This window comes from Georgenia deserti, from assembly GCF_042680605.1.
Taxonomy (GTDB): domain Bacteria; phylum Actinomycetota; class Actinomycetes; order Actinomycetales; family Actinomycetaceae; genus Allobogoriella; species Allobogoriella deserti.
Genome location: NZ_JBHUEE010000001.1, coordinates 601,016 through 621,669, shown reverse-complemented (window position 1 = coordinate 621,669; position 20,654 = coordinate 601,016). Strand labels below are relative to the sequence as shown.

Here is a 20,654-nt window from a genome sequence, read left to right as displayed (position 1 = left end):
CGGCTCAGAGTTGGCTGAGCAGATCCCCGCGCTCGCCGGTGTCGTACCAGAGCAGATCGCGATCGGCGCTGCGCTCGAACGCCTCGTCGTCCCCGGCCGCGGCCGCGCGGACGTCGTCCTCGGCGCCGGGCTCGTCCACGAGCAGGGCGACGACGTCGTGCCACGGGACGTCATCGGTGATGCGGATCGCCGTGGGCAGGCGGTCGACGCCCGGCTCCTGCGGGACCTCGGTGAGCGAGTCCGCGACGTCGGCGGCCAGCACCACGCGTCGTGGTGCTGCGGGCTCGGCGGCCAGTCGGCGGACCGAGTCGTCGGCGGCGGCCATGGTCGCCGTCATCTCCAGCCCCTCGTCGTCCTCGTCGGGCATCGCGGCGCGGAGGGCCGGCGTCACGGCGTGGGCCCACCGCGCGGCGATGCCGTCCTCGGCGGTCAGGTCGGCAACGGTGGCAGGCAGGTAGACGCGCATGCGGTCAGTCTCTCAGCGGACGCACGCCTGGACACCTCACCGCCGCGCCGACCACAGGCGTCGGCGCCGCGGCCGGTGTCGTTCGCCCGTGAGCCGGTGCGCGAGGTGCACGAGCGCGTCCCGGGCGGGTGAGTTCGGCGCCACCTGGTCGAGGGTGGTGCCCTGCATGACGGCCTTGTCGAAAGCCGGCCGGTCGTCCGGGACGACGACGGGGTCCGTCACGCCGGCGAACCGGGCCAGCGCCTCGTGCACGGCCTGCCCGGGTGACGGGCCCGCCGCCGAGGATCGGACGCGGCCGACAACGACGACCCGACGCGCGGACGGGGCCACGTCACCGTCGGCGAGGTCCGCGAGCGCCATGACCAGCCGGCGCATCCCGATCGGGTCGCCCGCCCCGACGACGACCAGGACGTCCGCGGCGTTCAGCGCGGACATGGTGGCCTCGTGCCGCCCTGGCCCGAACCCGGCGTCGTCGCCCTCGAGTGTGGGACCGACGTCGACGACGGTCCACGGCACCGCCTCGCGCGCCACGTCCCAGACAACCTCGAGCGCCGCCGCCGGCACCTCACGCCACCGGTCCGCGCGCGTCAGGCCGGTCATCACGTGGACCGAGGAGTCGAGCGCCGGGCAGGAGCGCAGCAGCGCCCCGGCGTCGAGCCTGCCCGCGAGTGCCTGCCGGGAGACGGCGGCGATCGCCGAGGCGTCGTCGAGGATGCCGAGCATCTGGGTGACCGAGGGCGCCTCGGTGTCGGCGTCGACGAGCAACGACCGGCCCGACAGTGTGGCGAGCTCGGTGGCCAAGGTGACCGCCGTCGTCGTCCGGCCGGGCGCACCCGGTGGTCCCCACACGACCACCAGCGAGCCACGCCGGGCACCGGAGCCCGTCGCCGCCGTGGTTCCGGCCGGAGTCCCCGGAGTCTCGGCGTCTTCCGTACTCGCCGCTGCCTGCCTCCCACCCGGGTCAACGCCGCTCGCGCCGCTGCCGGTCACGCCGGCTCCGGGCTCCTCCCGGTTCTCGGGCGGTCCGACCGTCCCCGGCGCCGGCTCGGGCGACGGCGGAGGTGGCGGAGGGGCCTCGCCCGGCTCGGGTGTGCGCACCACGGCACGGACCGCCTCGGCGAGCGCGGCCGCGCTCCCGGTCGGTTCGACAGCGTCGGGTCCGAGGGCGGAGGCACGTGCCGCATCCTCCGGCGCGGCCACCAGGAGGGTGCGGGTGCCGGCGGAGCGCAGCCGGGCGACGACCGAGCGGTCCAGTCCGGGGAACTCGGCACCCAGGACGGCGACCGTGCCGAGGCCGGCGCCGGCGGCGGCCAGGACCTCGGGCACGTCGGCGCACCGCCGTACCACCCGCAGGTCAGATCCGGGCGCGTGCAGCAGCCGGACGAGCTCGCTCTCGACGGGGCCGGTCAGCGCGAGCAGAACGCCGGTGCTCACGAGGCGTCGTCCGGGCCGCCGGTGGCGCCGGTGTGCTCCGCTGGGACACTGTCCGGTCCGGCCGCGCCGACGCTCATCGTGGGGACGGCCACGAGGTTGCCGTCGCTGGAGAGCGCCGCCAGCACGGTCGCGACGTCATCACGCGGTACGAGCACCTCCACGGACGTGGCGTCCTGGCCGGCGATGACGGAATCGTCCTCGATGACCTCGGCGACGATCAGGTCCGGTGCCAGCAGCTCCGGCTCGGGCACGTCGTCGCGTGCGGCGGTTCCCGCCGCGGGCGGCTGGGCGGCAAGCCACAGGTCGACGGTGGTGCCGGCCCGCAGGTCGGCCGGCACGGCCAGGCCGAGGTCGACGACGACGGGGCGGAGGTCCACCGACTCCCCGGTGCCCACCGCGGCTCGCGGCAGCAGCTCGCCGGCACCGACAGTGCGCATGGCGACGGCGTCCTCAGGCAGGCCGTCCGCAACCCGGTGGTAGAGGTCCTCACCGGCGCCGAGGCGGACCTCGCGCACCTCGAGGTTCTCCGTGACGACGGCCTCGCCGGGAGTGAGAGCGTCCGCCGCCGCGTACACCTCGACGGTGGCGGCCGCGTCGCGCACGGCCCAGGTCCCCAGGGCCACCGATCCGGCCACGAGCAGCACGCCGACGCCGAGGCGCGGATCGCGCCAGGTCGGGCGGCGCATCCGGCGCGCCTGCGGGAGATCGTCGCTGGTCATCGTTGCCCCCTCCGTCCTCGGGCGCACCATGGTGCCGCGCGGACGCCGTCGGCCCAAATCGTTGTCCACAGGCCCGGCACGCCCTGTGCGCGGACGCCGCGTCGCCGATGCGATGATGTGGCCATGCCGCAGCGATTCCTCACTCTGGCCGACGTGGCCGAGGCCCTGGCGGTCTCGGTCACCCAGGTGCGTACGCTGGTACGTTCCGGCGAGCTGCGAGCCATCCAGGTCGGCGGCCGGAACCAGTGGCGCGTGGAGGACTCCGCGCTCGAGGAGTACATCGCCCAGCAGTACGAGCGCACGCGGGCACGGATCGAGGCGGAGCAGCAGTAGCCGCCGCCCGCCGGATCGGCGAGGGAGACCTCAGACGGTCGAGACGGAGACGACGGCGCCGAGTGCGATCGTCAGCGGTCCGGGCTCCCCGGCAGCCGGGCGCAAGTCCACGTGGTCGGCGCCGACGCGGGTGAGCCACCCGGCGTAGGACCCGCCGTCGCAGGTGAGGCGCACGCGCGCTCCCTCGCGGGCCAGGGCGCGCAACACATGCGTGATCCGGAGGCCGCGTTCGACTCTCCCGGCCTCGGGCGCCACGTGCGCGAGCGGCCACGCGGCCTGGATCGCTTCGAGGGGAGCGAGCGTGCGCCGCTCGCCGTCTCCCACCAGCACCCAGTGGGGCGCGGCATCGAGCACCACGCCCTCGACATCGTCCCCGTTGCGCAGCCGCAGTCGCACCTGTGCGCCCTGCCTGCCGCGCAACCGGTCGGCGAAGGCCGTCCGCCCCGCCTCGGCCGCCGTCAGCTCGGCGACGAGAGCCTCGTCCTCGGCGCGCTCGGCGGCGTCGAGTTGACCGGCCAGGTCCTCGAACAGGGCCTCCCACCTCATGACGGCACGGTATCGGCCCTGATGCGCGCTTCGGGACTTGCACAGCCTCCGCGCACAGGCGCATTCCACAGCCGATCACCGCCCCCTTGCCGTAGAACACCATGTGCGATAAAACATCGTCCTAGCTCATCAAACGACATCAAACAGCACTGACAGTCCGACGCGGAGGCCATGCGATGGCGCAACCCGAGACCACCTCGGCACAGCTCGAGCACCGACAGTTCCTGCCCCCTGCCGCCGGCCTGCTGGTGGCAACGGCACTTGCCATCTGCCTGTGCCGCGCTGGCTGGCTCACCGGCCGTGCGCTGACCGGGTCCGCGCCGGCGGCCTCCCGGCTCGACGAGGTCGTCACGATCCTGTGCCTCGCAGCCGGCGCCCTGACCGCCGCCTGGTACGCCGCCACCTGCCTCGGCGTGATCGCGGTGCGATGGGCGCGCGTCGGGGGCAGGCACCTGGCTGACGTGGAGCGCTGGGTGAGGCGCTGGGGGTTCCCGGTGCTGCGCAAGGCGGTCATGACGACGGCGGCGGCCGGTGCCGGCGCCTCGCTCGCCCTGGCCCCTGCGACCGCGACCACGCAGGACGAGACGAGCACAGGTCCTCAGGCGCCGGTTCCCGCCGATCTCGGGTGGGGCGCGACCGATGCCGTGCCACCGACCGAGTCACCGGCGCCCCGCAACGGACCCAACGCGGGCGAGACAACCGGCAGGGCCGCCGCGGACGAGGCCACGGGCCAGGGCGGCGGAGGGGAGGACGGCACGCCCGGCGAGCCCGGTCCAGCAGCGCCGGAATCCGGCGCCGACACAGCCGGACCCACGCAGCGGGAGGATCGCCGGCCCACAGGTCCGGAACCCCCCGAGCACGACGACCCCGGTCGCGAGGCCTACCGGGTCGAGGAGGGCGACTCGCTGTGGTCCATCGCGGCCGCTCACCTGGAGCAGCCCGCGACACCGGCACGGGTTGCCGCGGCCTGGCCCGATTGGTACGAGACGAACCGTTCCACCGTCGGAGCGGACCCGGACACCATCCACCCCGGCCTGGTTCTCCGGGCCCCGACCGAGGAGTCAGCATGACTGCGACCCTGACCCGTCCCGTCCACCCCGGCAACGTCCACACCGGCGTGCGCCGCACCGGACCGGGCGCGACGCCACGCATCTCGAGCACAGAGCCCGGCGACCGTGTGCGAGCCGCCGGCTCGGAGTCACCAGGGTCGACGCCGGACACCGAGGACCAGGCGCACACGCTTCCTGACCCCGGCCGATGGGCAGGCACCCTGGTGCATTCGACGGTCGAGGTGCTCAGCGGCGCCCGGCCGGTGGCGCAGCTGACGCGGTGGCTCAGTCCGGAACTGTTCGAGACAGTCTCACGGCGCGCGGGGCTCGCGCACCGGCTCCAGCGCCGGTCGACGGCGGTTCGCCGTCCGCACGTGCGCCGGGTGCACACGTGTCGCATCTCGGCCGACGTGGTCGAGGCGTCGGTCGTCCTGCACGACGGGGCCCATATGCGTGCCGCAGCAGTCCGGCTCGAAGCTCACCGCGGGCGGTGGCGTGCCACCGCACTGCAGATCGGGTGACTACAGGCGCTTGAACATCTCCTCGAACGAGGGCGCGTCGTCGTAGACATCCGCCGCGTCTCCGGGCTCACGCCCGGCGACCTTCTCGGCGAGCTCCCGGCCCGCCCGCCGGATGCGCGCCGGCAGCGGGTTGACCGCGTCCGCCTCCCCGGACCAGTCGTCGGTGGCGGCGAAGACCGACGTCGTGACGACGTCGGCGCGGAGATAGGTGAGCAGGGGGCGCATGGAGTACTCGAGCGCGAGGGAGTGCCGCGCGGTCCCACCGGTGGCGCCGAGCAGAACCGGCATGCCGGTGAGGGAGTCCTTGTCGATGACGTCGATGAAGGACTTGAACAGCCCGGAGTAGGTGGTGGTGAACAGTGGGCTGGTCAGGACGAGCCCGTCCGCGTTGGTCATCGCCTCGAGCATCTCCCGCAGCTCGCCGGCGGGGAACCCGGTGAGCATGGCGTTGACGACCTCGTGGGCCACATCACGCAGCTCGTAGGTGTGCACGACTGCGTCCAGGCCGTGCGCCGCAAGCTCCTCCGTGGTGGCCTCGGTGAGCCGGTCGGCCAGTAACCGGGTGGACGACGGTTGCCCCAGACCGGCAGAGATCGTGACGATGGTGCGCTCGCTCATCCTTCTCCTTCTCCTCGGGCGGCCGCGTTCATCGGCCGGAGGCCGCACTCGGGGCAACCACGCCGTCCTCGGCACTCTTCCCGGTCCAGCGGTCGTCACCGGCGACGTGGGCCTGGTGCGCGGCGCCGTCCGCCCGTGCGGCCGCGGCGCGCTCGGCGTGGCTGGGTGGGTCCGCCGGCACGTGCGCCGGACGCTTCGGCTCCATCTCCGCCCGCAGCGCCGGGACGATCTCCTCGGCGAGGATGTCGATCTGCTCGAGCACGGTCTTGAGCGGCAGGCCGGCGTGATCGATGAGGAAGAGCTGGCGCTGATAGTCGCCGACGTGCTCGCGCATCGCGGCGTACCGGTCGATGATCTGCTGCGGGCTGCCGACCGTCAGGGGGGTCTCTGTGGTGAACTCCTCCATCGAGGGCCCGTGCCCGTAGACGGGGGCGTTGTCGAAGTACGGGCGGAACTCGTTCCACGCGTCCTGGCTGTTCTTGCGGGCGAAGAACTGGCCACCCAGCCCGACGATCGCCTGGTCGGCGCTCCCGTGGCCGTAATGCTCGAAACGCTGGCGGTAGTACTGGACCATCCGCTGCGTGTGACTCGTCGGCCAGAAGATGTTGTTGTGGAAGAAGCCGTCGCCGTAGTAGGCCGCCTGCTCGGCGATCTCCGGGCTACGGATGGATCCGTGCCAGACGAATGGGGGGACGCCGTCCAGCGGACGGGGGGTGGCGGTGAAGCCCTGCAGCGGGGTGCGGAACTTCCCCTGCCAGTCCACGACGTCTTCCTCCCAGAGGCGTCGCAGCAGGGCGTAGTTCTCCAGGGCGAGGTTGATGCCCTGGCGGATGTCCTTGCCGAACCAGGGGTAGACGGGTCCGGTGTTGCCGCGGCCCATCATCAGATCCATCCGCCCGTCCGCGATGATCTGCAACATCGCGTAGTCCTCGGCGATCTTCACCGGGTCGTTCGTGGTGATCAGTGTGGTGGCGGTGGACAGCACGATGTTCTTCGTGGTGCCGGCCAGATAGCCGAGCATGGTCGTCGGTGACGAGGCCACGAACGGGGGGTTGTGGTGCTCGCCGGTGGCGAAGACGTCCAGGCCCGCCTCGTCGGCGTGCTGGGCGATCGCCATCATCGAGCGCACCCGCTCGGTGTCGTCGGGTGTGCGCCCGGTGGTGGGATCCGTCGTCACGTCGCTGACGCTGAAGATGCCGAACTGCATGATGCCCGCTCCCGCCTCGGTGGCCTGTTTGATGCATTTGCATGGATACGTCGCCGTCAACGCCAAGCCCTCACGGAGTATTCCGCGCGGGTGTCTGGTGCCTGAACGGACGGGTTCTGGTGCCTGAGCGCGCGGGAGAACGCCCGCTCAGGCACCGCTATCGCGTTCGCCGCGAGCCGGTGCTCAGCGCTTCTTCTTGGCCGCCTTCGCCGCGGCGCGGCGCTGCTCCCGGTTGCCGCCGCTCGCCGGCGCGCCGGAGCCACCGGCCGCACCGGCTCCCGTTCCGGAGGACGCCGTCCCGGAGGAGGGCGCCCCGGCAGCAGGACCGGACGTGGGGTTGCCGTCCATGGCGGATGCGGAGTAGCTCAACGCGCTCGGGCGGGAGGGGGCCTCGAGGCCGAGATCGTCGTCGGTAATCGTCCTGGCGCCGCCCTTCTTCGGTGCGCCGTCGGCCCGGTCGCCCCCGGTCGAGTCCTCGCTCTGCGCGTCCGAGACTGTCCCGGCGTCCGGGGCGGCGGCCGCGGTGGCGGCGGCCGACGCGGTGGTGACGCTCGGGCCGTCGGTCTCGCCGTCGGCGGGCTTCTTGACCTCGAGCTTGAAGAGGTACTGGACCGACTCCTCCTTGATGGCCTCGTTCATGGCCATGAACAGGTCGTAACCCTCGCGCTGGTACTCCACGAGCGGATCCCGCTGCGCCATGGCGCGCAGCCCGATGCCATTCTTGAGGTAGTCCATCTCGTAGAGGTGCTCGCGCCACTTCCGGTCGAGCACGGACAGCACCACGCGACGCTCGAGCTGACGCATCACGTCCTCGCCGAGCTCCTCCTCGCGCGTCCGGTATGCGACGTGGATGTCGGACTTGAGCTCCTCGAGCAGCATCTCCTGAGTGACCCGGGTGCGGTTGCCCGCTTCCTCCACGAGATCTTCGACCGTGATGGAGACCGGGTAGGTCGCCTGCAGCTCGTTCCACAGCGCGTCCAGGTCCCAGGTTTCCGGCGCCCCTTCGGCGGTGTACTCGGTGATCAGGCTGGTGACGACGTCGTCGAGGAACCGCTGGACCTGGTCGGCGAGGTCCTCGCCGCTGAGGATGCGGCGCCGTTCCTCGTAGACGATGCCGCGCTGCTTGTTGAGGACGTCGTCGTACTTGAGGACGTTCTTGCGGGTCTCGAAGTTCCGGGCCTCGATCTGCCCCTGTGCGCTCTCGATCCCCTTGGAGACGAACTTGTGCCCGAGAGGCTGGTCGTCGTCGTAGGCGTCGGAGTCCATGACCCGCATGGCCAGCCCGGAGTTGAACAACCGCATGAGGTCGTCCTCGAGGCTGAGGTAGAACCGCGACTCGCCGGGGTCACCCTGGCGGCCGGACCGACCGCGGAGCTGGTTGTCGATGCGGCGGGACTCGTGCCGCTCCGTCCCGAGCACGTACAGCCCGCCGAGCTCGACGACCTCGTCGTGCTCCTTGGCCACCGACTGCTGGGCCTCCTCGAGCGCCTCGTCCCAGGCCGCCTCGTACTCCTCCGGCGTGTCGGTGGGGTCGAGGCCACGTTCCTTCAACGCCGCGACGGCGATGTGCTCGGGGTTGCCGCCCAGCATGATGTCGGTGCCGCGGCCGGCCATGTTGGTGGCGACCGTGACAGCACCCTTGCGGCCGGCCATCGCGACGATGTTGGCCTCGCGCTCGTGCTGCTTGGCGTTGAGGACCTCGTGCGGGACGTTCTTCTTCTTGAGCATTCGGGAGAGCAGCTCGGACTTCTCCACGCTCGTGGTCCCGACGAGGACCGGCTGGCCCTTCTCGTGACGTTCCGCGATGTCCTCGACGATGGCGTTGAACTTCTGCTTCGCGCCCTTGTAGACCAGGTCCGGCTGGTCCTTGCGGATCATCGGCTTGTTCGTCGGGATCGGCACGACGCCGATCTTGTACGTGCCGGAGAACTCGGCCGCCTCCGTCTCGGCGGTACCGGTCATGCCGGCGAGCTTGTCGTAGAGGCGGAAATAGTTCTGCAGGGTGATCGTGGCGAGGGTCTGGTTCTCTGCCTTGATCGGCACGCCTTCCTTGGCCTCGATCGCCTGGTGCAGACCCTCGCTGTATCGCCGCCCGGAGAGCACACGGCCGGTGTGCTCGTCGACGATGAGGACTTCGCCGTTCTTGACGATGTAGTCCTTGTCGCGCTTGAACAGCTCCTTGACCTTGACGGCGTTGTTGAGGAAGCCGATGAGCGGGGTGTTGAGCGACTCGTAGAGGTTGTCGATGCCGAGGTGGTCCTCGACCTTCTCGATGCCCGGCTCGAGGACGCCGACGGTGCGCTTCTTCTCGTCGACCTCGTAGTCCTCGTCCTTGGTCATCCGGGTCGCCAGCTTGGCGAACTCGAGGTACCACTTGTTGACGTCGCCCTGGGCGGGACCGGAGATGATGAGCGGGGTGCGCGCCTCGTCGATGAGGATGGAGTCGACCTCGTCGACGATCGCGAAGTGGTGCTCGCGCTGGACGAGCTCCTCCTCCGACCACGCCATGTTGTCGCGCAGATAGTCGAAGCCGAACTCGTTGTTGGTGCCGTAGGTGATGTCCGCGGCGTACTGCTTGCGCCGCTCGTCCGGCTTCTGCCCGGAGACGACGACACCCGTACTCATACCGAGGAAGCGATAGACCCGTCCCATGAGCTCGGCCTGGTAGCCGGCGAGGTAGTCGTTGACCGTGACGACGTGCACGCCCTTGCCGGTCAGCGCGTTGAGGTAGGCCGGCAGCGTCGCGACCAGCGTCTTGCCCTCACCGGTCTTCATCTCGGCGATGTTGCCCAGGTGCAGGGCCGCGCCGCCCATGATCTGCACCGTGAAGTGCCGCTGGCCGAGCGTCCTGGTCGCGGCCTCGCGCACCGTCGCGAACGCCTCGGGGAGGAGGTCGTCGAGGGACTCACCGTCGGCGTACCGGGCCTTGAACCGGTCGGTCTCCTCACGCAGCTCCGCGTCGGTCAGGCCGGAGACCGAGTCCTCCAGCGCGTCCACCTCGGCGGCCAGAGCGGTGAGCTTCTTCAGGACTCGCCCCTCGCCCATCCGAAGGATCTTGTCGAGGATCGAAGGCACGCAGAACTCCTGCTCGTCGTTCGTGGGCGGGCCGACCGCCCTGGCGCCCTCTGGCCGGGCGCACCGCTCCATGGTAGGCGCTGGGCCTGGCCGGACGTGCACCTCGCGGACGTATCGCGCTCAGCGGACACCGGGAACTGCCCTCGTACCAGCTGTCGCCGGCGCCGGGCCGGGCGGCGCGAGGCGACCACTCGCTCCTCGTTCCTCGTCGCGACGGCCAGACCCATCCAGCCCCGCGCCGCTCCGACCCACCGCCGTCCGCCGCCCCTCGTCGCGACCTCCCGACCGCGTGGCTGGGCGTGCCCGTCAGGTCGACTCGGTCGCTCGCGCGAGCTCGGTAGGCAGGTCACCCCCGGCGTCGGGATCGACGACGACGCCGGACAACCCCAGCCAGCGGGCCGTCTGCCCGAGCTCGGCGGCCAGCTCACCGACGACGTCGGCCCGGCCGGGCCACGCCCCGGCCCCGGTCCGCGGCAGGCCGGGCGCGTCGTCGCCGGTCTCGGCGTGCACGGAGCGCACCCGGAGCAGTCCTGCCTGCCGGTCGGCCTTGAGGTCGACACGGGCGACGAGATGCTCGCCCAGCAGGAACGGCAGCACGTAGTAGCCGTGCACCCGCTCGGCGGGCGGCGTGTAGATACCGATGCGGTAGTGCATGCCCCACATCGCGAGGAGGCGCCGTCGTTCGAACACCAGCGGGTCGAACGGGGCGAGGAGGGCCCGGGCCCGGGTCCGCCGCGGGACGCGCGCCTCGGCGTGCAGGTAGGCCGGCCGCTCCCACCCGGCGATGCGGACGGGTTCGAGCGCGCCCTCGTCGACGAGTTCGTCCACCGCCCGGGTCGTAGCGTCGATGCGCAACCGGAAGTAGTCGGCGAGACATCCGACGGTGCCGACGCCGTGGGCGCGGGCAGCGATGCGCACGAGCTCGCGCGTCGCCTCGTCCTTCGGCGGGGGTGGTGCCAGCGCGACCTCCGGCAGCGTCCGTTCGGCCAGGTCGTAGGCGCGCTCGAACTGGCTGGTCCGGTGGGCGACGACGACGTCACCGACGCGCCACAGGTGCTCGATGGCCCGCTTGGCCGGGGTCCAGTTCCAGCCCCAGTGCTCTTTCGGGCCGCGATCGTGGCCGAGGGCCTCGTGCAGGCGTCCGGCCGTGACCGGTCCGTGCTCGGCCACGAGTTCCTGCACGGCGGCCAGGAGGCCGGGATACCGCTCGTCGAACTCGCGACCGTCCCGGCGGTACGCCTCGCGGCGCCAGTGCAGGAGGGGGTGGGTGGTGACCGGAATGTACGAGGCCACGTGCGCCCACGACTCGACCATCCGGCGCGGCGCCACGCCGGAGGCGCGGTCGAGCAGCGCGACGTCGTACGGGCCGAGCCGGGAGAACACCGGGAGCAGGTGGGCACGGGCCAGCACGTTGACGGAGTCGATCTGCAGCAAGCCGATGCGGTCGAGCAGGCGCTGCACGTGCCCCATCGTCACCGCGCGGGGACGGGCCAGGTCGAGGCCTTGAGCCGCGATCGCGATGCGGCGGGCCTGTCCGGCGGTCAGCGTGCGCGCGGCGGGCGGCGCCGGTGCGGTGGCGCCGGGGCGAGCGGTCGTCGTGGTCACCGTGCGAATCCTGCCGGGTGCCACTGACATGTGCCGGTGGCGGCGAGGACGTCGTGGAGCGCAGCCACCGCTCGCCGCCCCTCAGGTGGCGGCGCGCAGGTCCGCGACGAACTCCTCGAACGCCGCATCGAACTCCGGTTTGCCGCGCAGGCGCACGACGGCCGACGGATGGGTGGTGACCACCACCCGAGGGGCGGCCTCCTCGCCCTCGAGCACCTCGCCGCGAACGTCGCCGATCCGGACCGCGCGGCCCAGCACCCCGCGCGCGGCCGTCGCGCCCAGGCAGAGGACGACCTCGGGTCGGACGGCCGCGAGCTCGGCGGCGAGCCAGGGCCCGCAGGCCTGGAGGTGGGCGACGCCGGGCTTCTTGTGGATGCGCCGCTTTCCACGGTCGACGAACCGGAAGTGTTTGACCGCGTTGGTCGTGTAGACGCTCTCGGGGTCGATGCCGGCGGCGGCGAGGGCATCGGCGAGCACGCGGCCGGCGGGACCGACGAACGGTTCGCCCTCGCGGTCCTCCCTGTCTCCGGGCTGTTCCCCCACCAGCACGACGCGCGCGTCGGAAGGGCCCGCGGAGAAGACCACCTGGGTGGCGTCGGCCCACAGCTCGCAACCCCGGCATCCGGGTGCCGCGGCGCGTAGCGCGTCGACGTCACCCTCGGCCGGGACCCACCGCTGGGCGCCGGGCCGTTCCTCCGCGCCGGGGGCCATCACGCCACCACCCGGGCCGGGACGAGGTCCGCCAGTCGTTCGGTCAGGGCGATGGCGTCCACCGGGGCCCGGACCTTGGTGTCGTTGTCGAAATAGACATAGACGTCCCGGCCGGTCTCGTGCCATCGCCGGACGCGAGCCGCCCACATGTCCAGCGCCGGCGGGTCATAACCGCTGACGTACAGCTCCTCGTCGCCGTGCAGGCGGGCGTAGGCGAAATCGGCGGTCAACTCCTCGAGAAACGGCCACCTGCCGGCGGTATCGGCCGCGACAACGGCCACGCCGTGGGCGCTCGCCAGTCGCACGAAGGCCGGGTCGTGAAAGCTGGCGTGCCGCACCTCGAGCGCGTGGCGCAGCGGGCGCTCCTGGTCCGTCTGCGTCCACGGGTCCGGGACCCGGTGGTCGTGGCCGGCCGCCAGTGCAGCAGCATCGGTCGTGGTACGCGGCAGCCGCGCGAGGAAGTCGCCGATCCGTTCGGCGTCGAACCCGAGGGTCGGCGGCAGCTGCCACAGGACCGGGCCGAGCTTCTCGCGCAGCGCCAGGACGCCGGAGGCGAAGAAGTTCGCCAGCGCACCGTCCACCCCGGCGAGCTTCTTCATGTGCGTGATGAACCGGCCCCCCTTGACAGCGAAGAGGAATCCGGGGGGTGTCTCCTCGTACCAGGAACGGAAGCTCGCCGGCCGTTGCAACGAGTAGAACGACCCGTTGATCTCCACCGAGGAGAGCCGGTCGGCTGCGTAGCCGAGCTCACCGCGTTGAGGCAGGCCTCGGGGGTAGAACGTGCCGCGCCACGGCGCGTACCGCCAACCGGAAATACCGACGTGGACGGTCATCTGCCGGAGTCTACGAACCCCCTCCCGGACCCGCACGGGCACAGAGCCGGGCCGGCCCGGATGGACCGGCCCGGACCTCTCCCGCTGGACCGGCAGGCGCCGCGCGTCAGCTCGCGCGCGCCGCTGGCCTGCGTACGTGGTTGGTAGCCTCGCCGTCCGCAGCGCCGGTGACGGTGTTGAGCCGGATGACGCCGTAGGTCCAGCCGTGCCGGTGGTAGACGACGCAGGGCTGTCCCGTCTCGGCGTCGATGAAGAGGTAGAAGGGGTGGCCCACCAGCTCCATCTCGTACAGGGCCTGGTCCACGGTCATCGGCTCGGCGTCGTGCAGCTTCTGGCGCACGATGACGGGCGAGTCGCCCAGTTGTGCCTCGACGCTCTCCCCGGGCGCGGTCGGCGCCACCGGGTGGTCCGGCATCTCCGTGGCCTCCTGTGCGGCCTCGGCGGGCTCCGGGAGCGGCGCCCCTCCCTGAGCGCGTGAGGGACGGCGACGGTGGTGGTTCTTGCGACGGTCACGGGATCGGCGGAGACGCTCGAGCAGTTTGCCCGAGGCGAGGTCGAGGGCTCCGTAACGGTCGGAGGCCTTCGCCTCCGCGCGGATGACCGGACCGCGGTCGCGCACGGTGATCTCCACCCGCTCGCAGACCTCCGCCAGGCGCGGATTGCGCTCGTGCGTGAGCTCTACCTCGACCCGCTGCGCCCGCGGGGCGAGCTGCGCGACCTTGGTCAGCTTGCCCTCCACGTGGGTGCGGAAGCGGTCCGCGATCTCGGTGTTACGGCCCTTGACGACGATCTCCATGGTGTCCTCCTCGAGGGGGCGCGAGAGCAGGAGGGACTCCTGCCCTGATTGACCTGCTGAGACGATCCGCGGGCGGTCACGCGCGGACCTGCGACGCGGCGACCACCTCCCCCCGGCCGGACCCGGTTCGCGCTCCTTCGCGGCGTCCTCGGGGTCCGACAGTGCCCTCCATAGGGTCACGCTAGTACCGATCGCGGCCGAACGGGACCCGCAGCGCGAAATCGCTTCGCAACACCGTCTGGGGGCCCGGGCGGAGTCTCACCGTGCTCCTCGCAGTGCGCGGCCCGAACCGGTCGGGGACTCGGTGGAGGCGAGGGTGAAGGCGGCCACCGGACGTCCGCCAGCGGCCCGGACCGCCTCGGCACAGGCGGACAGTGTCGCGCCGGTGGTGACGACGTCGTCCACCAGCAGCACGGCCATCTCGGCCGGGAGTCCGGCCCGGCACCGGACCGTCCCGTCTCGATTGACCACGCGCCCGCGTGCGCCGGTCCCGGCCTGATGAGCCGGCCCGCCCCGACGTCGCAGCACGTCGGCGACCAGCAGCTCCCGCGGTCCCGGTGCGCCGCTCGCCAGGCCGCGGGCGACGGCGTCGGCCAAGTCACCGACCACGAGCCTGCGGGCGAGTCGGCGCCGCCAGCCGGAGGGTGCCGGCACGACGACCACACAGGGCTCGTCGCCGAGCAGCTCCCGCAGATCTGGGTCGGCGGACCACTGCGCGGCGACGTCGGCAGCGGCTCGCAGCACTCTGGGCGCGATGTCGCTGCGGCGATGGGTCTTCCAGCCGAGCACCGTGGCGCGCAGCACGCCTCGGTACGGGCCGACCGACCACGTGGGCAGGACCGGCCTCGTCCCCGCTCCCGAGAGGAGCACGGTCTGCTGTTCGCACCGCACCGGGCGACGGCGCAGCACGGCCTCGCACTCCTCGCACAGCGAGACGTCCCAGCGGCCGCACCCGACGCATTCCACCGGAAGCAGCAGGGAGACGGCCTCGGTCGCGGCCGTGCGAACGCTCATGGGCGCAGCCTGGCAGCCGCGCCGTGCCGTCCGCCGGACACGTCCGCCGGGCTGTGGATGACAGGACGGCCCGACCGCCGGTGTGGACGCTCAGCCCGGCAGGGCCGGATCGGTGGCGCCGCTGTGCACCAGGCGCCACGCGGGACCGTTGCGTTCATAGAGCTGACCGCCGGCGGTGGCGAGCACGAGCGAGCGTTCACCGCGTCCCGCGGTCAGGGACGCGACGCCCTCGACGGCGGGGATCACCTCGGTGGGGCCGCCGAGATGGACGAGGTGGACGGCCGGCTCCGGTGAGAGGGACGAGGTGCCGAGGGCTGCGAGGGTGTTCTCCTCCGTCCATGCCAGGTCCGTGACGTCGCTGAGGTTCTCCCCCACGCGCACCGGCTCCCCGAGGTGCTGCGGGACACCGTTGGGGGTCCGGACCACGGACGCGAGGTCGAGGACGAGGTCTCCGTTGTTCTCGACCCAGGCCACCGCCATGCGGGCGCCGTCACGGGAGACCCGGACCGCGCGCACCTGGCCGCCCTCGAGCCAGGAGGCGGCGACGTCGACCAGGTCACCGTTGGCGAGCACCGCGAGGAGGCTGCCCTCGTTCTGGGTAGGTGTCGTCCACACCCACCCGAACCGGTCGACCGACGGTGCGACGAGGTTCGTGCCCTCGGCGAGCATGATCGGCTGGTCACCGTTGGGTGGCGCGCTGATGAGGCGATCGTTCCCGTCCAGCACCGCTGTGGTTGCGGTCTGTCCTTCGTAGCCGACGGCGGGATCGTGCAGGTCCATGCCGCTGAGCAGGTCCGAACCCGGGCGCGGCGTGGCCTCGCCACCAGAGACGTCGACAAGGGTGCCCTCGCTCACGGCGAGGGTGGCGCCGGAGGTATAGGGATAGCTGGAGAGGTCCGGTGCGGTCTGACTCACCTCGAACGGAGCGCCGGCCGCGGTGATCTCGACGTCCTGGATCTCCGCGACGGCTCCCAACGTGGTCTGGACCTGCGCGTACAGCAGCGCGCGCTCACGGCCGTCCGCGGAGAGAGAGTCCGCGGACAGATCGACCCGCGCGACGCCGTCGGTCACGGTGACGGACTCGACGACCATCCGGGTCCCGACCGGCACGGCGGTGGCGACACCCGGTTCGAGCCAGGGCGACGGCCCCTCGAGCAGGGCGCTGACGAGCGAGGTCGCGAGGTTCTCCTGGGGGAACCAGCGCGTCTCCGGCACGAGCGCCTGCCGGTCCGGCGTGAGGAAGTACAGGGCGGACTCGGTGTAGATGGAACTGAAGTTGGCCGCGGACAGCAGCACGCCGTCGTCCAGCCCGGCGATGCGCCACTCCCCCTGGGCGTTGCGCGCCAGGGTGAAGTCGGCGTCGATGGTCGCGTCCTCGCTCGCCTCCGTATAGCGGCCGGCGCCGTCGACGGAGGCAGCCGCCCCCACCGACAGGTGCACGCCGCCGTCGTCGCCGCGGGTGAGTTCGGGCTCCTCGTCGTAGACGCGCACCTGCGCCAGTGGCTGCCAGGTGTCGGCGGCCGCGCCGGTGAGGAACGTGCGGGCCACGACGAAGTCGTCGCTGTAGCCGGCGGCGGAGGCGGCGAGGAAGCCCTCGACGATCTCTTCCGGGGAGGCGCCCGGCTGAGGGCCGCGGGCGAGGAAGCCGACAGGTTGCGGCGCCGGGAGGTCCGGGTCGGAGGCGGTGACCGGACCGGACCGGGGCAGGCTGGCGCAGCCGGCGACGAGGAGGACGACGGCGAGCAGGACGGCGACGGCGCCGCGCCGCCGCGCGGGGGAGATTCGCTGGCGACTCATCCGTTCTCCTCCGAGGTCCTGGTCAGGGACGGCCCGTCCGAGGACACGATGACGCTCGGGTTCTGCTCCGGGCGGTCCTGCGCGTCTTCGTCCGGCTCCAGCCGCAACGGCCGCACGCCGATGTCGGCGCCGGCCCGCCGCGGCAGGGTGAGTAGGAACGAGGCCCCCTCGCCCGGGCGGGACCACGCCTCGAGGCTGCCGCCGTGCAAACGGGCGTCCTCCAGCGAGATCGCCAGCCCGAGGCCGGTGCCCCCGGTGGTGCGTGCCCGGGCCGGGTCGGCGCGCCAGAACCGGTCGAAGACGTGGGACGCGGCGTCGGCGTCCATGCCCACGCCGTGGTCCCGGACCCGCACGGCGACGGCGGAGTTGCTGGCGGCGACAGTGATCTCGATCGGCTGGCCCTCACCGTGCTCGATGGCGTTGGAGAGCAAGTTGCGCAGGACGCGCTCGATCCTGCGGGAGTCGACGGCGGCGGTGCACGGCTCGTCCGGCGCGTCGACGCGTAGCGGTGACCCCTTCGCGTCGGCCAGGATCGCGGTCAGGTCGACGACGTGTCCGACGAGGTCGCGCACATCGCGTTCCTCGACCTCCAGGATCGCGGCGCCGGCATCGAAGCGGGAGATCTCCAGCAGGTCCGCGAGCATCGACTCGAACCGGTCCAGCTGCGCGTGCAGCAGTTCCGCCGAGCGCCGCACCGCCGGGTCGAAACTCTCCCGGCTCTCGTGGATGAGCTCGCCTGCCATGCGGATGGTCGTCAGCGGCGTGCGCAACTCGTGCGAGACGTCGGAGACGAAGCGTTGTTGCAGGCGGGAGAGCTCCTCCATCCGTTCGATCTGGCGCTGGAGCGAGGCGGCCATCTCGTTGAAGGACTGGCCGAGCAGGGCGAGCTCGTCCCGTCCGCGTACGTCCATCCGCTCGTCGAGCTCACCGTCGGCGAGCCGCTCGGCGGCGAGTACGGCGTCGGTGACCGGCTGCAGCACCCACCGGGTGATGCCCCACGTCATGGCGCCGAGCAGGACGGCGATCGCGAGCGCGCCGACGGCGAGCACCTGCAGGACGAGCCCGAGGGTCTCCTCCTCGGTCTGCAGGCTGTAGAAGAGGTAAAGCTCCTGGGCGTCGCCGGCGGCCGGCAGGGTCACCGGCGCACCGACCACGATGCCGGGCACCTCGCCGTCCGGCGTGGGCAGCGAGATCGGCTGCCAGTGCTGCCCGCCCTCCTCCTCGACGGCGGTGCTCAGGTCCTCGCTGACCAGGCTCGGCAGGTCGTAGCCGCCGACGTTGACCAGGTCCTGGAAGTCCACGGGTGAATCGGACCTCGGCGAGCTGCGCAGGTACGCGTAGTCCGCGTCGGTACCGGACAGACTGAGGCTCTCCAGCCAGTCGTTGGCCACGCCCTGGACGTCCTGACTCGTCGTCGCGGTGGAGGAGTCGAACATCTCTTGCGCTTCCTGGCGCTGGAGCGCGGCGTCCTGCAGCATCTGGTCGACCCGCTCCTCGTAGAGCCCCTCGCGGATCTGCGCGGACAGCACACCGCCGACGATCCCGAGGGCGAGAAGGCCGCCCAGGACTGTGGTGGAGACGACCCGGACGGTCAGCGAGGAGCGCCAGCTCTGCATGAGCCGCAGCAACTTGCGCCGCAGCCGCCGGCGTAGCGCCGAGCGGCGCGCCGGCGGGCGGTAGGTGGTGGCCGGGCCGGCGGGATGCGGCACCGATCCGACGCGTGGTCCGGCGGGGGGCGGTCCGCCGAGGTCCTCGGTCACTCGTGGGGCGCCCCCGCCCGATAGCCGACCCCGCGGACGGTCACGACGACCTCGGGGTGCTCGGGGTCCTTCTCCACCTTGGCGCGCAACCGCTGCACGTGGACGTTGACCAGCCGGGTGTCGGCCGCGTGCCGGTACCCCCAGACCTGCTCGAGCAGGACCTCGCGGCTGAAGACCTGCCACGGTTTGCGTGCTAGGGCCACGATGAGATCGAACTCGAGCGGTGTCAGGGCAATGGCGTGCCCGTCACGGGTCACCTCGTGCCCGGCGACGTCGATCTCGAGATCGCCGATCCGCAGCCGTTCCGGCTCGGGGTTCTCCTGGCGCCGCAGCCGTGCCTTGACGCGGGCGGCGAGCTCCTTGGGCTTGAACGGCTTGGAGATGTAGTCGTCCGCTCCGGCCTCCAGGCCGGCGACCACGTCGAGGGTGTCCGACTTGGCGGTCAGCATGACCACCGGGACGTCGGACTCGGCCCGGATGATCTTGCAGATCTCGATCCCGTCCAGGCCCGGCAGCATGAGGTCGAGCAGCACCAGATCAGGCTGCTCGGCGCGGAACACCTCAGGCGCCTGGGCGCCGTCGGCACAGTACGCCACGCTGTACCCCTCGGCCTCCATCACGATGCCGATCATCTCCGCGAGCGCGGTGTCGTCGTCGATCACGAGCAGATTGACACTCATGGGGACATGTTCCCATCCCTCGTGGGCGCACGGGCGCGGACCAGCCTGACCGCGGCACCGGGACGTGCGACGATAGGGCCTGCCTCGGGGGCACAGCAGGGAGGACGATCGGATGAGCGGCTGGAGGCCGGAGGGCGGCGAGCCGCCCGACGACGCCGGACGCTTCGGCCCGCAGGATCAACCGCCGCAGCAAGGCACCCACGGTCAGTCCGGCCAGCCGAACCAGTACGGGCAGCCTGGGCAGTACGGGCAGTACGGGCAGTACGGGCAGTACGGGCAGTACGGGCAGTACGGGCAGTACGGTCAACCTGAACAACCCGGCCAACCCAGCCAGTACGGCTGGCCGGCCCAGGACGGCCAGAGCGGGGATGGAGACCAGAACCGGTACGGGGCCTACGGGCAGCCGTCCGGGGCCGTGCCGTCGTGGGGCGCCGACTCCTGGACCGGCACGCCCGCGCCGACCGGAGCCGATCAGTACCGCTACGGCCAGTACGGCACGCCGTCGAGCCAATCGCTACCGCCGGGCTTCCATCCCGGTGACCGGCCGGGCATCATCCCGTTGCGGCCGATGAGTGTCGGGGAGATCCTCGACGGCGCATTCCGGGCCATCCGGGCGAACCCGAAGGCGACGTTCGGATTGTCCCTGCTGATCATGGGCGTGACGGCGGTGATCGAGGCCGCCGTCATCGCCCTGATCATGAACGCGACTCTGCTTCCCCTTCTCGGCCAGGGCGCTGCCGACATCGGCATGCAGGCCCTCGGCACGGGCCTGCTCGCCTCGACGGTGGGGGCGCTCTTCGCCGTCCTGGGCGTCTTCGTGGCCTCCATCGTGCTCACGGCGTTGCTCATCGTCTCGGTGAGCGAGTCGGTGGTCGGCCGGGTGGCGACGATCGGGCAGATCTGGCGCGCCGCGAAGGGCCAGCTCTGGCGACTGGTCGGACTGACGGTGCTGCTCGCCCTGCTGTCCTTCGTCGGTCTCATGGTGCTCGCCGCCGCCGTCGCGATCCTGACCGCACTGCTCATCCAGGTGTTCGACGCCAGCCCGTTCGCCCTGGTGCCGGTGATCTTCGTGGCGTATCTCGGCTTCCTGGTGGCCATCGCCTACTTCGTGGTCCGCTTCATGCTGGCCTCACCCGCGCTCATGCTCGAGCGGATTGGCCCCGCGGCGGCGATCGGGCGGTCCTGGCGACTGAGCCGCGGCCACTTCTGGCGCATCTTCGGCATCATGATCCTCGCCACGCTCATCGTGGTCATCCTCTCCGTGGCGATGCTCGTGCCGGTCTCGGCCCTCACCTCGTTGGTCCCCGTCGGTCCGGACACGCTCGTCGTCATCTCGATCGTGATGAACGTGCTCCAGGTCCTCGTCTCCGCGCTGACGACGCCGTTCATGGCCGCGGTCGTGGCCCTGACCTACATCGACGTCCGCATGCGCAAGGAAGGGCTGGACGTTGCCCTGGCCCGGGCGGCGAGCAGCGAGAGGACGGGGTGAC

General features: G+C 71.9%; 19 protein-coding genes. 4 read left to right on the top strand and 15 right to left on the bottom strand.

From position 1 onward, the window contains the following. Positions 1 to 4 precede the first annotated feature (4 nt). The 3 genes from ACFSE6_RS02945 to ACFSE6_RS02935 are packed head-to-tail and all read right to left on the bottom strand — an operon-like array spanning position 5 to position 2,619. The gene (locus tag ACFSE6_RS02945) at positions 5 to 466 is read right to left on the bottom strand and encodes a DUF6912 family protein (protein ID WP_388002202.1); all 462 of its coding nucleotides are present in this window, start codon (positions 464 to 466) and stop codon (positions 5 to 7) included. Positions 467 to 502: 36 nt separating this feature from the next. Beyond that, entirely contained in the window at positions 503 to 1,900 is a 1,398-nt protein-coding gene (locus tag ACFSE6_RS02940) for an AAA family ATPase (RefSeq protein WP_388002201.1), read from the bottom strand. Next, positions 1,897 to 2,619 (bottom strand): hypothetical protein, encoded by a 723-nt coding sequence (locus ACFSE6_RS02935; protein WP_388002200.1) that lies wholly within the window; start codon positions 2,617 to 2,619, stop codon positions 1,897 to 1,899. The genes ACFSE6_RS02940 and ACFSE6_RS02935 overlap by 4 nt, the downstream gene beginning before the upstream one ends. Before the next feature lie 117 nt (positions 2,620 to 2,736). Between ACFSE6_RS02935 and ACFSE6_RS02930 the strand changes: the two genes are divergently transcribed. Further along, positions 2,737 to 2,952: a helix-turn-helix domain-containing protein gene (locus ACFSE6_RS02930; RefSeq protein WP_388002199.1), complete on the top strand. Its 216-nt coding sequence runs from the start codon at positions 2,737 to 2,739 to the stop codon at positions 2,950 to 2,952. Positions 2,953 to 2,982: 30 nt separating this feature from the next. Here ACFSE6_RS02930 and ACFSE6_RS02925 read toward each other — a convergent pair whose 3' ends face one another. Next, positions 2,983 to 3,498, bottom strand: coding sequence for a hypothetical protein (locus ACFSE6_RS02925; RefSeq protein WP_388002198.1), 516 nt, complete (start codon positions 3,496 to 3,498; stop codon positions 2,983 to 2,985). Positions 3,499 to 3,674: 176 nt separating this feature from the next. On the opposite strand from ACFSE6_RS02925, the gene ACFSE6_RS02920 reads away from it, so the two are divergent. Further along, complete coding sequence (locus ACFSE6_RS02920; protein ID WP_388002197.1) at positions 3,675 to 4,568, top strand: LysM peptidoglycan-binding domain-containing protein; 894 nt, start codon at positions 3,675 to 3,677, stop codon at positions 4,566 to 4,568. Continuing rightward, entirely contained in the window at positions 4,565 to 5,068 is a 504-nt protein-coding gene (locus ACFSE6_RS02915; protein ID WP_388002196.1) for an Rv3235 family protein, read from the top strand. The genes ACFSE6_RS02920 and ACFSE6_RS02915 overlap by 4 nt, the downstream gene beginning before the upstream one ends. On the opposite strand, the gene ACFSE6_RS02910 is transcribed toward ACFSE6_RS02915, so the two are convergent. From ACFSE6_RS02910 to mtrA, 11 genes are all read right to left on the bottom strand, one after another. Next, the gene (locus ACFSE6_RS02910; protein ID WP_388002195.1) at positions 5,069 to 5,686 is read right to left on the bottom strand and encodes an FMN reductase; all 618 of its coding nucleotides are present in this window, start codon (positions 5,684 to 5,686) and stop codon (positions 5,069 to 5,071) included. A 28-nt stretch (positions 5,687 to 5,714) separates the two neighbouring features. Beyond that, positions 5,715 to 6,893, bottom strand: a complete 1,179-nt coding sequence (locus ACFSE6_RS02905) for an LLM class flavin-dependent oxidoreductase (protein ID WP_388002194.1) — start codon at positions 6,891 to 6,893, stop codon at positions 5,715 to 5,717. Between the two features lie 183 nt (positions 6,894 to 7,076). Continuing rightward, positions 7,077 to 9,968: a preprotein translocase subunit SecA gene (gene secA, locus ACFSE6_RS02900; RefSeq protein WP_388002193.1), complete on the bottom strand. Its 2,892-nt coding sequence runs from the start codon at positions 9,966 to 9,968 to the stop codon at positions 7,077 to 7,079. Positions 9,969 to 10,274: 306 nt separating this feature from the next. Next, positions 10,275 to 11,573 (bottom strand): winged helix-turn-helix domain-containing protein, encoded by a 1,299-nt coding sequence (locus ACFSE6_RS02895; RefSeq protein WP_388002192.1) that lies wholly within the window; start codon positions 11,571 to 11,573, stop codon positions 10,275 to 10,277. A gap of 81 nt (positions 11,574 to 11,654) precedes the next feature. Then, positions 11,655 to 12,284 carry a UdgX family uracil-DNA binding protein gene (locus ACFSE6_RS02890; protein ID WP_388002191.1) on the bottom strand — a complete coding sequence of 210 codons (630 nt, stop codon included), beginning with the start codon at positions 12,282 to 12,284 and terminating at the stop codon, positions 11,655 to 11,657. Then, a complete protein-coding gene (locus tag ACFSE6_RS02885; RefSeq protein WP_388002190.1) occupies positions 12,284 to 13,117 on the bottom strand; it encodes a DUF72 domain-containing protein in 834 nt (277 codons plus the stop codon). The genes ACFSE6_RS02890 and ACFSE6_RS02885 overlap by 1 nt, the downstream gene beginning before the upstream one ends. 106 nt (positions 13,118 to 13,223) lie before the next feature. Beyond that, entirely contained in the window at positions 13,224 to 13,913 is a 690-nt protein-coding gene (gene hpf / locus ACFSE6_RS02880) for a ribosome hibernation-promoting factor, HPF/YfiA family (protein WP_388002189.1), read from the bottom strand. Between the two features lie 258 nt (positions 13,914 to 14,171). Continuing rightward, on the bottom strand, positions 14,172 to 14,927 hold the full coding sequence (locus ACFSE6_RS02875) for a ComF family protein (RefSeq protein WP_388002188.1): 756 nt from the start codon (positions 14,925 to 14,927) through the stop codon (positions 14,172 to 14,174). Positions 14,928 to 15,017: 90 nt separating this feature from the next. Further along, positions 15,018 to 16,724 carry an LpqB family beta-propeller domain-containing protein gene (locus tag ACFSE6_RS02870; RefSeq protein WP_388002187.1) on the bottom strand — a complete coding sequence of 569 codons (1,707 nt, stop codon included), beginning with the start codon at positions 16,722 to 16,724 and terminating at the stop codon, positions 15,018 to 15,020. After that, entirely contained in the window at positions 16,721 to 18,484 is a 1,764-nt protein-coding gene (gene mtrB, locus ACFSE6_RS02865; protein ID WP_388002186.1) for an MtrAB system histidine kinase MtrB, read from the bottom strand. Before mtrB ends, ACFSE6_RS02870 begins: the two co-directional genes overlap by 4 nt. Next, positions 18,481 to 19,164: an MtrAB system response regulator MtrA gene (gene mtrA, locus ACFSE6_RS02860; protein ID WP_388002185.1), complete on the bottom strand. Its 684-nt coding sequence runs from the start codon at positions 19,162 to 19,164 to the stop codon at positions 18,481 to 18,483. Before mtrA ends, mtrB begins: the two co-directional genes overlap by 4 nt. 112 nt (positions 19,165 to 19,276) lie before the next feature. On the opposite strand from mtrA, the gene ACFSE6_RS02855 reads away from it, so the two are divergent. Next, positions 19,277 to 20,653: a DUF7847 domain-containing protein gene (locus ACFSE6_RS02855; RefSeq protein WP_388002184.1), complete on the top strand. Its 1,377-nt coding sequence runs from the start codon at positions 19,277 to 19,279 to the stop codon at positions 20,651 to 20,653. Position 20,654 lies beyond the last annotated feature (1 nt).

Excerpts from the sequence above, each read along its gene's own strand:
- hpf (WP_388002189.1), bottom strand. The coding sequence starts at position 13,913 with ATGGAGATCGTCGTCAAGGGCCGTAACACCGAGATCGCGGACCGCTTC.
- ACFSE6_RS02910 (WP_388002195.1), bottom strand. The coding sequence starts at position 5,686 with ATGAGCGAGCGCACCATCGTCACGATCTCTGCCGGTCTGGGGCAACCG.
- ACFSE6_RS02890 (WP_388002191.1), bottom strand. The coding sequence starts at position 12,284 with ATGGCCCCCGGCGCGGAGGAACGGCCCGGCGCCCAGCGGTGGGTCCCG.
- ACFSE6_RS02885 (WP_388002190.1), bottom strand. The coding sequence starts at position 13,117 with ATGACCGTCCACGTCGGTATTTCCGGTTGGCGGTACGCGCCGTGGCGC.
- ACFSE6_RS02920 (WP_388002197.1), top strand. The coding sequence starts at position 3,675 with ATGGCGCAACCCGAGACCACCTCGGCACAGCTCGAGCACCGACAGTTC.
- ACFSE6_RS02870 (WP_388002187.1), bottom strand. The coding sequence starts at position 16,724 with ATGAGTCGCCAGCGAATCTCCCCCGCGCGGCGGCGCGGCGCCGTCGCC.
- ACFSE6_RS02925 (WP_388002198.1), bottom strand. The coding sequence starts at position 3,498 with ATGAGGTGGGAGGCCCTGTTCGAGGACCTGGCCGGTCAACTCGACGCC.
- ACFSE6_RS02945 (WP_388002202.1), bottom strand. The coding sequence starts at position 466 with ATGCGCGTCTACCTGCCTGCCACCGTTGCCGACCTGACCGCCGAGGAC.
- ACFSE6_RS02855 (WP_388002184.1), top strand. The coding sequence starts at position 19,277 with ATGAGCGGCTGGAGGCCGGAGGGCGGCGAGCCGCCCGACGACGCCGGA.
- ACFSE6_RS02875 (WP_388002188.1), bottom strand. The coding sequence starts at position 14,927 with ATGAGCGTTCGCACGGCCGCGACCGAGGCCGTCTCCCTGCTGCTTCCG.
- mtrA (WP_388002185.1), bottom strand. The coding sequence starts at position 19,164 with ATGAGTGTCAATCTGCTCGTGATCGACGACGACACCGCGCTCGCGGAG.
- ACFSE6_RS02915 (WP_388002196.1), top strand. The coding sequence starts at position 4,565 with ATGACTGCGACCCTGACCCGTCCCGTCCACCCCGGCAACGTCCACACC.
- ACFSE6_RS02905 (WP_388002194.1), bottom strand. The coding sequence starts at position 6,893 with ATGCAGTTCGGCATCTTCAGCGTCAGCGACGTGACGACGGATCCCACC.
- ACFSE6_RS02935 (WP_388002200.1), bottom strand. The coding sequence starts at position 2,619 with ATGACCAGCGACGATCTCCCGCAGGCGCGCCGGATGCGCCGCCCGACC.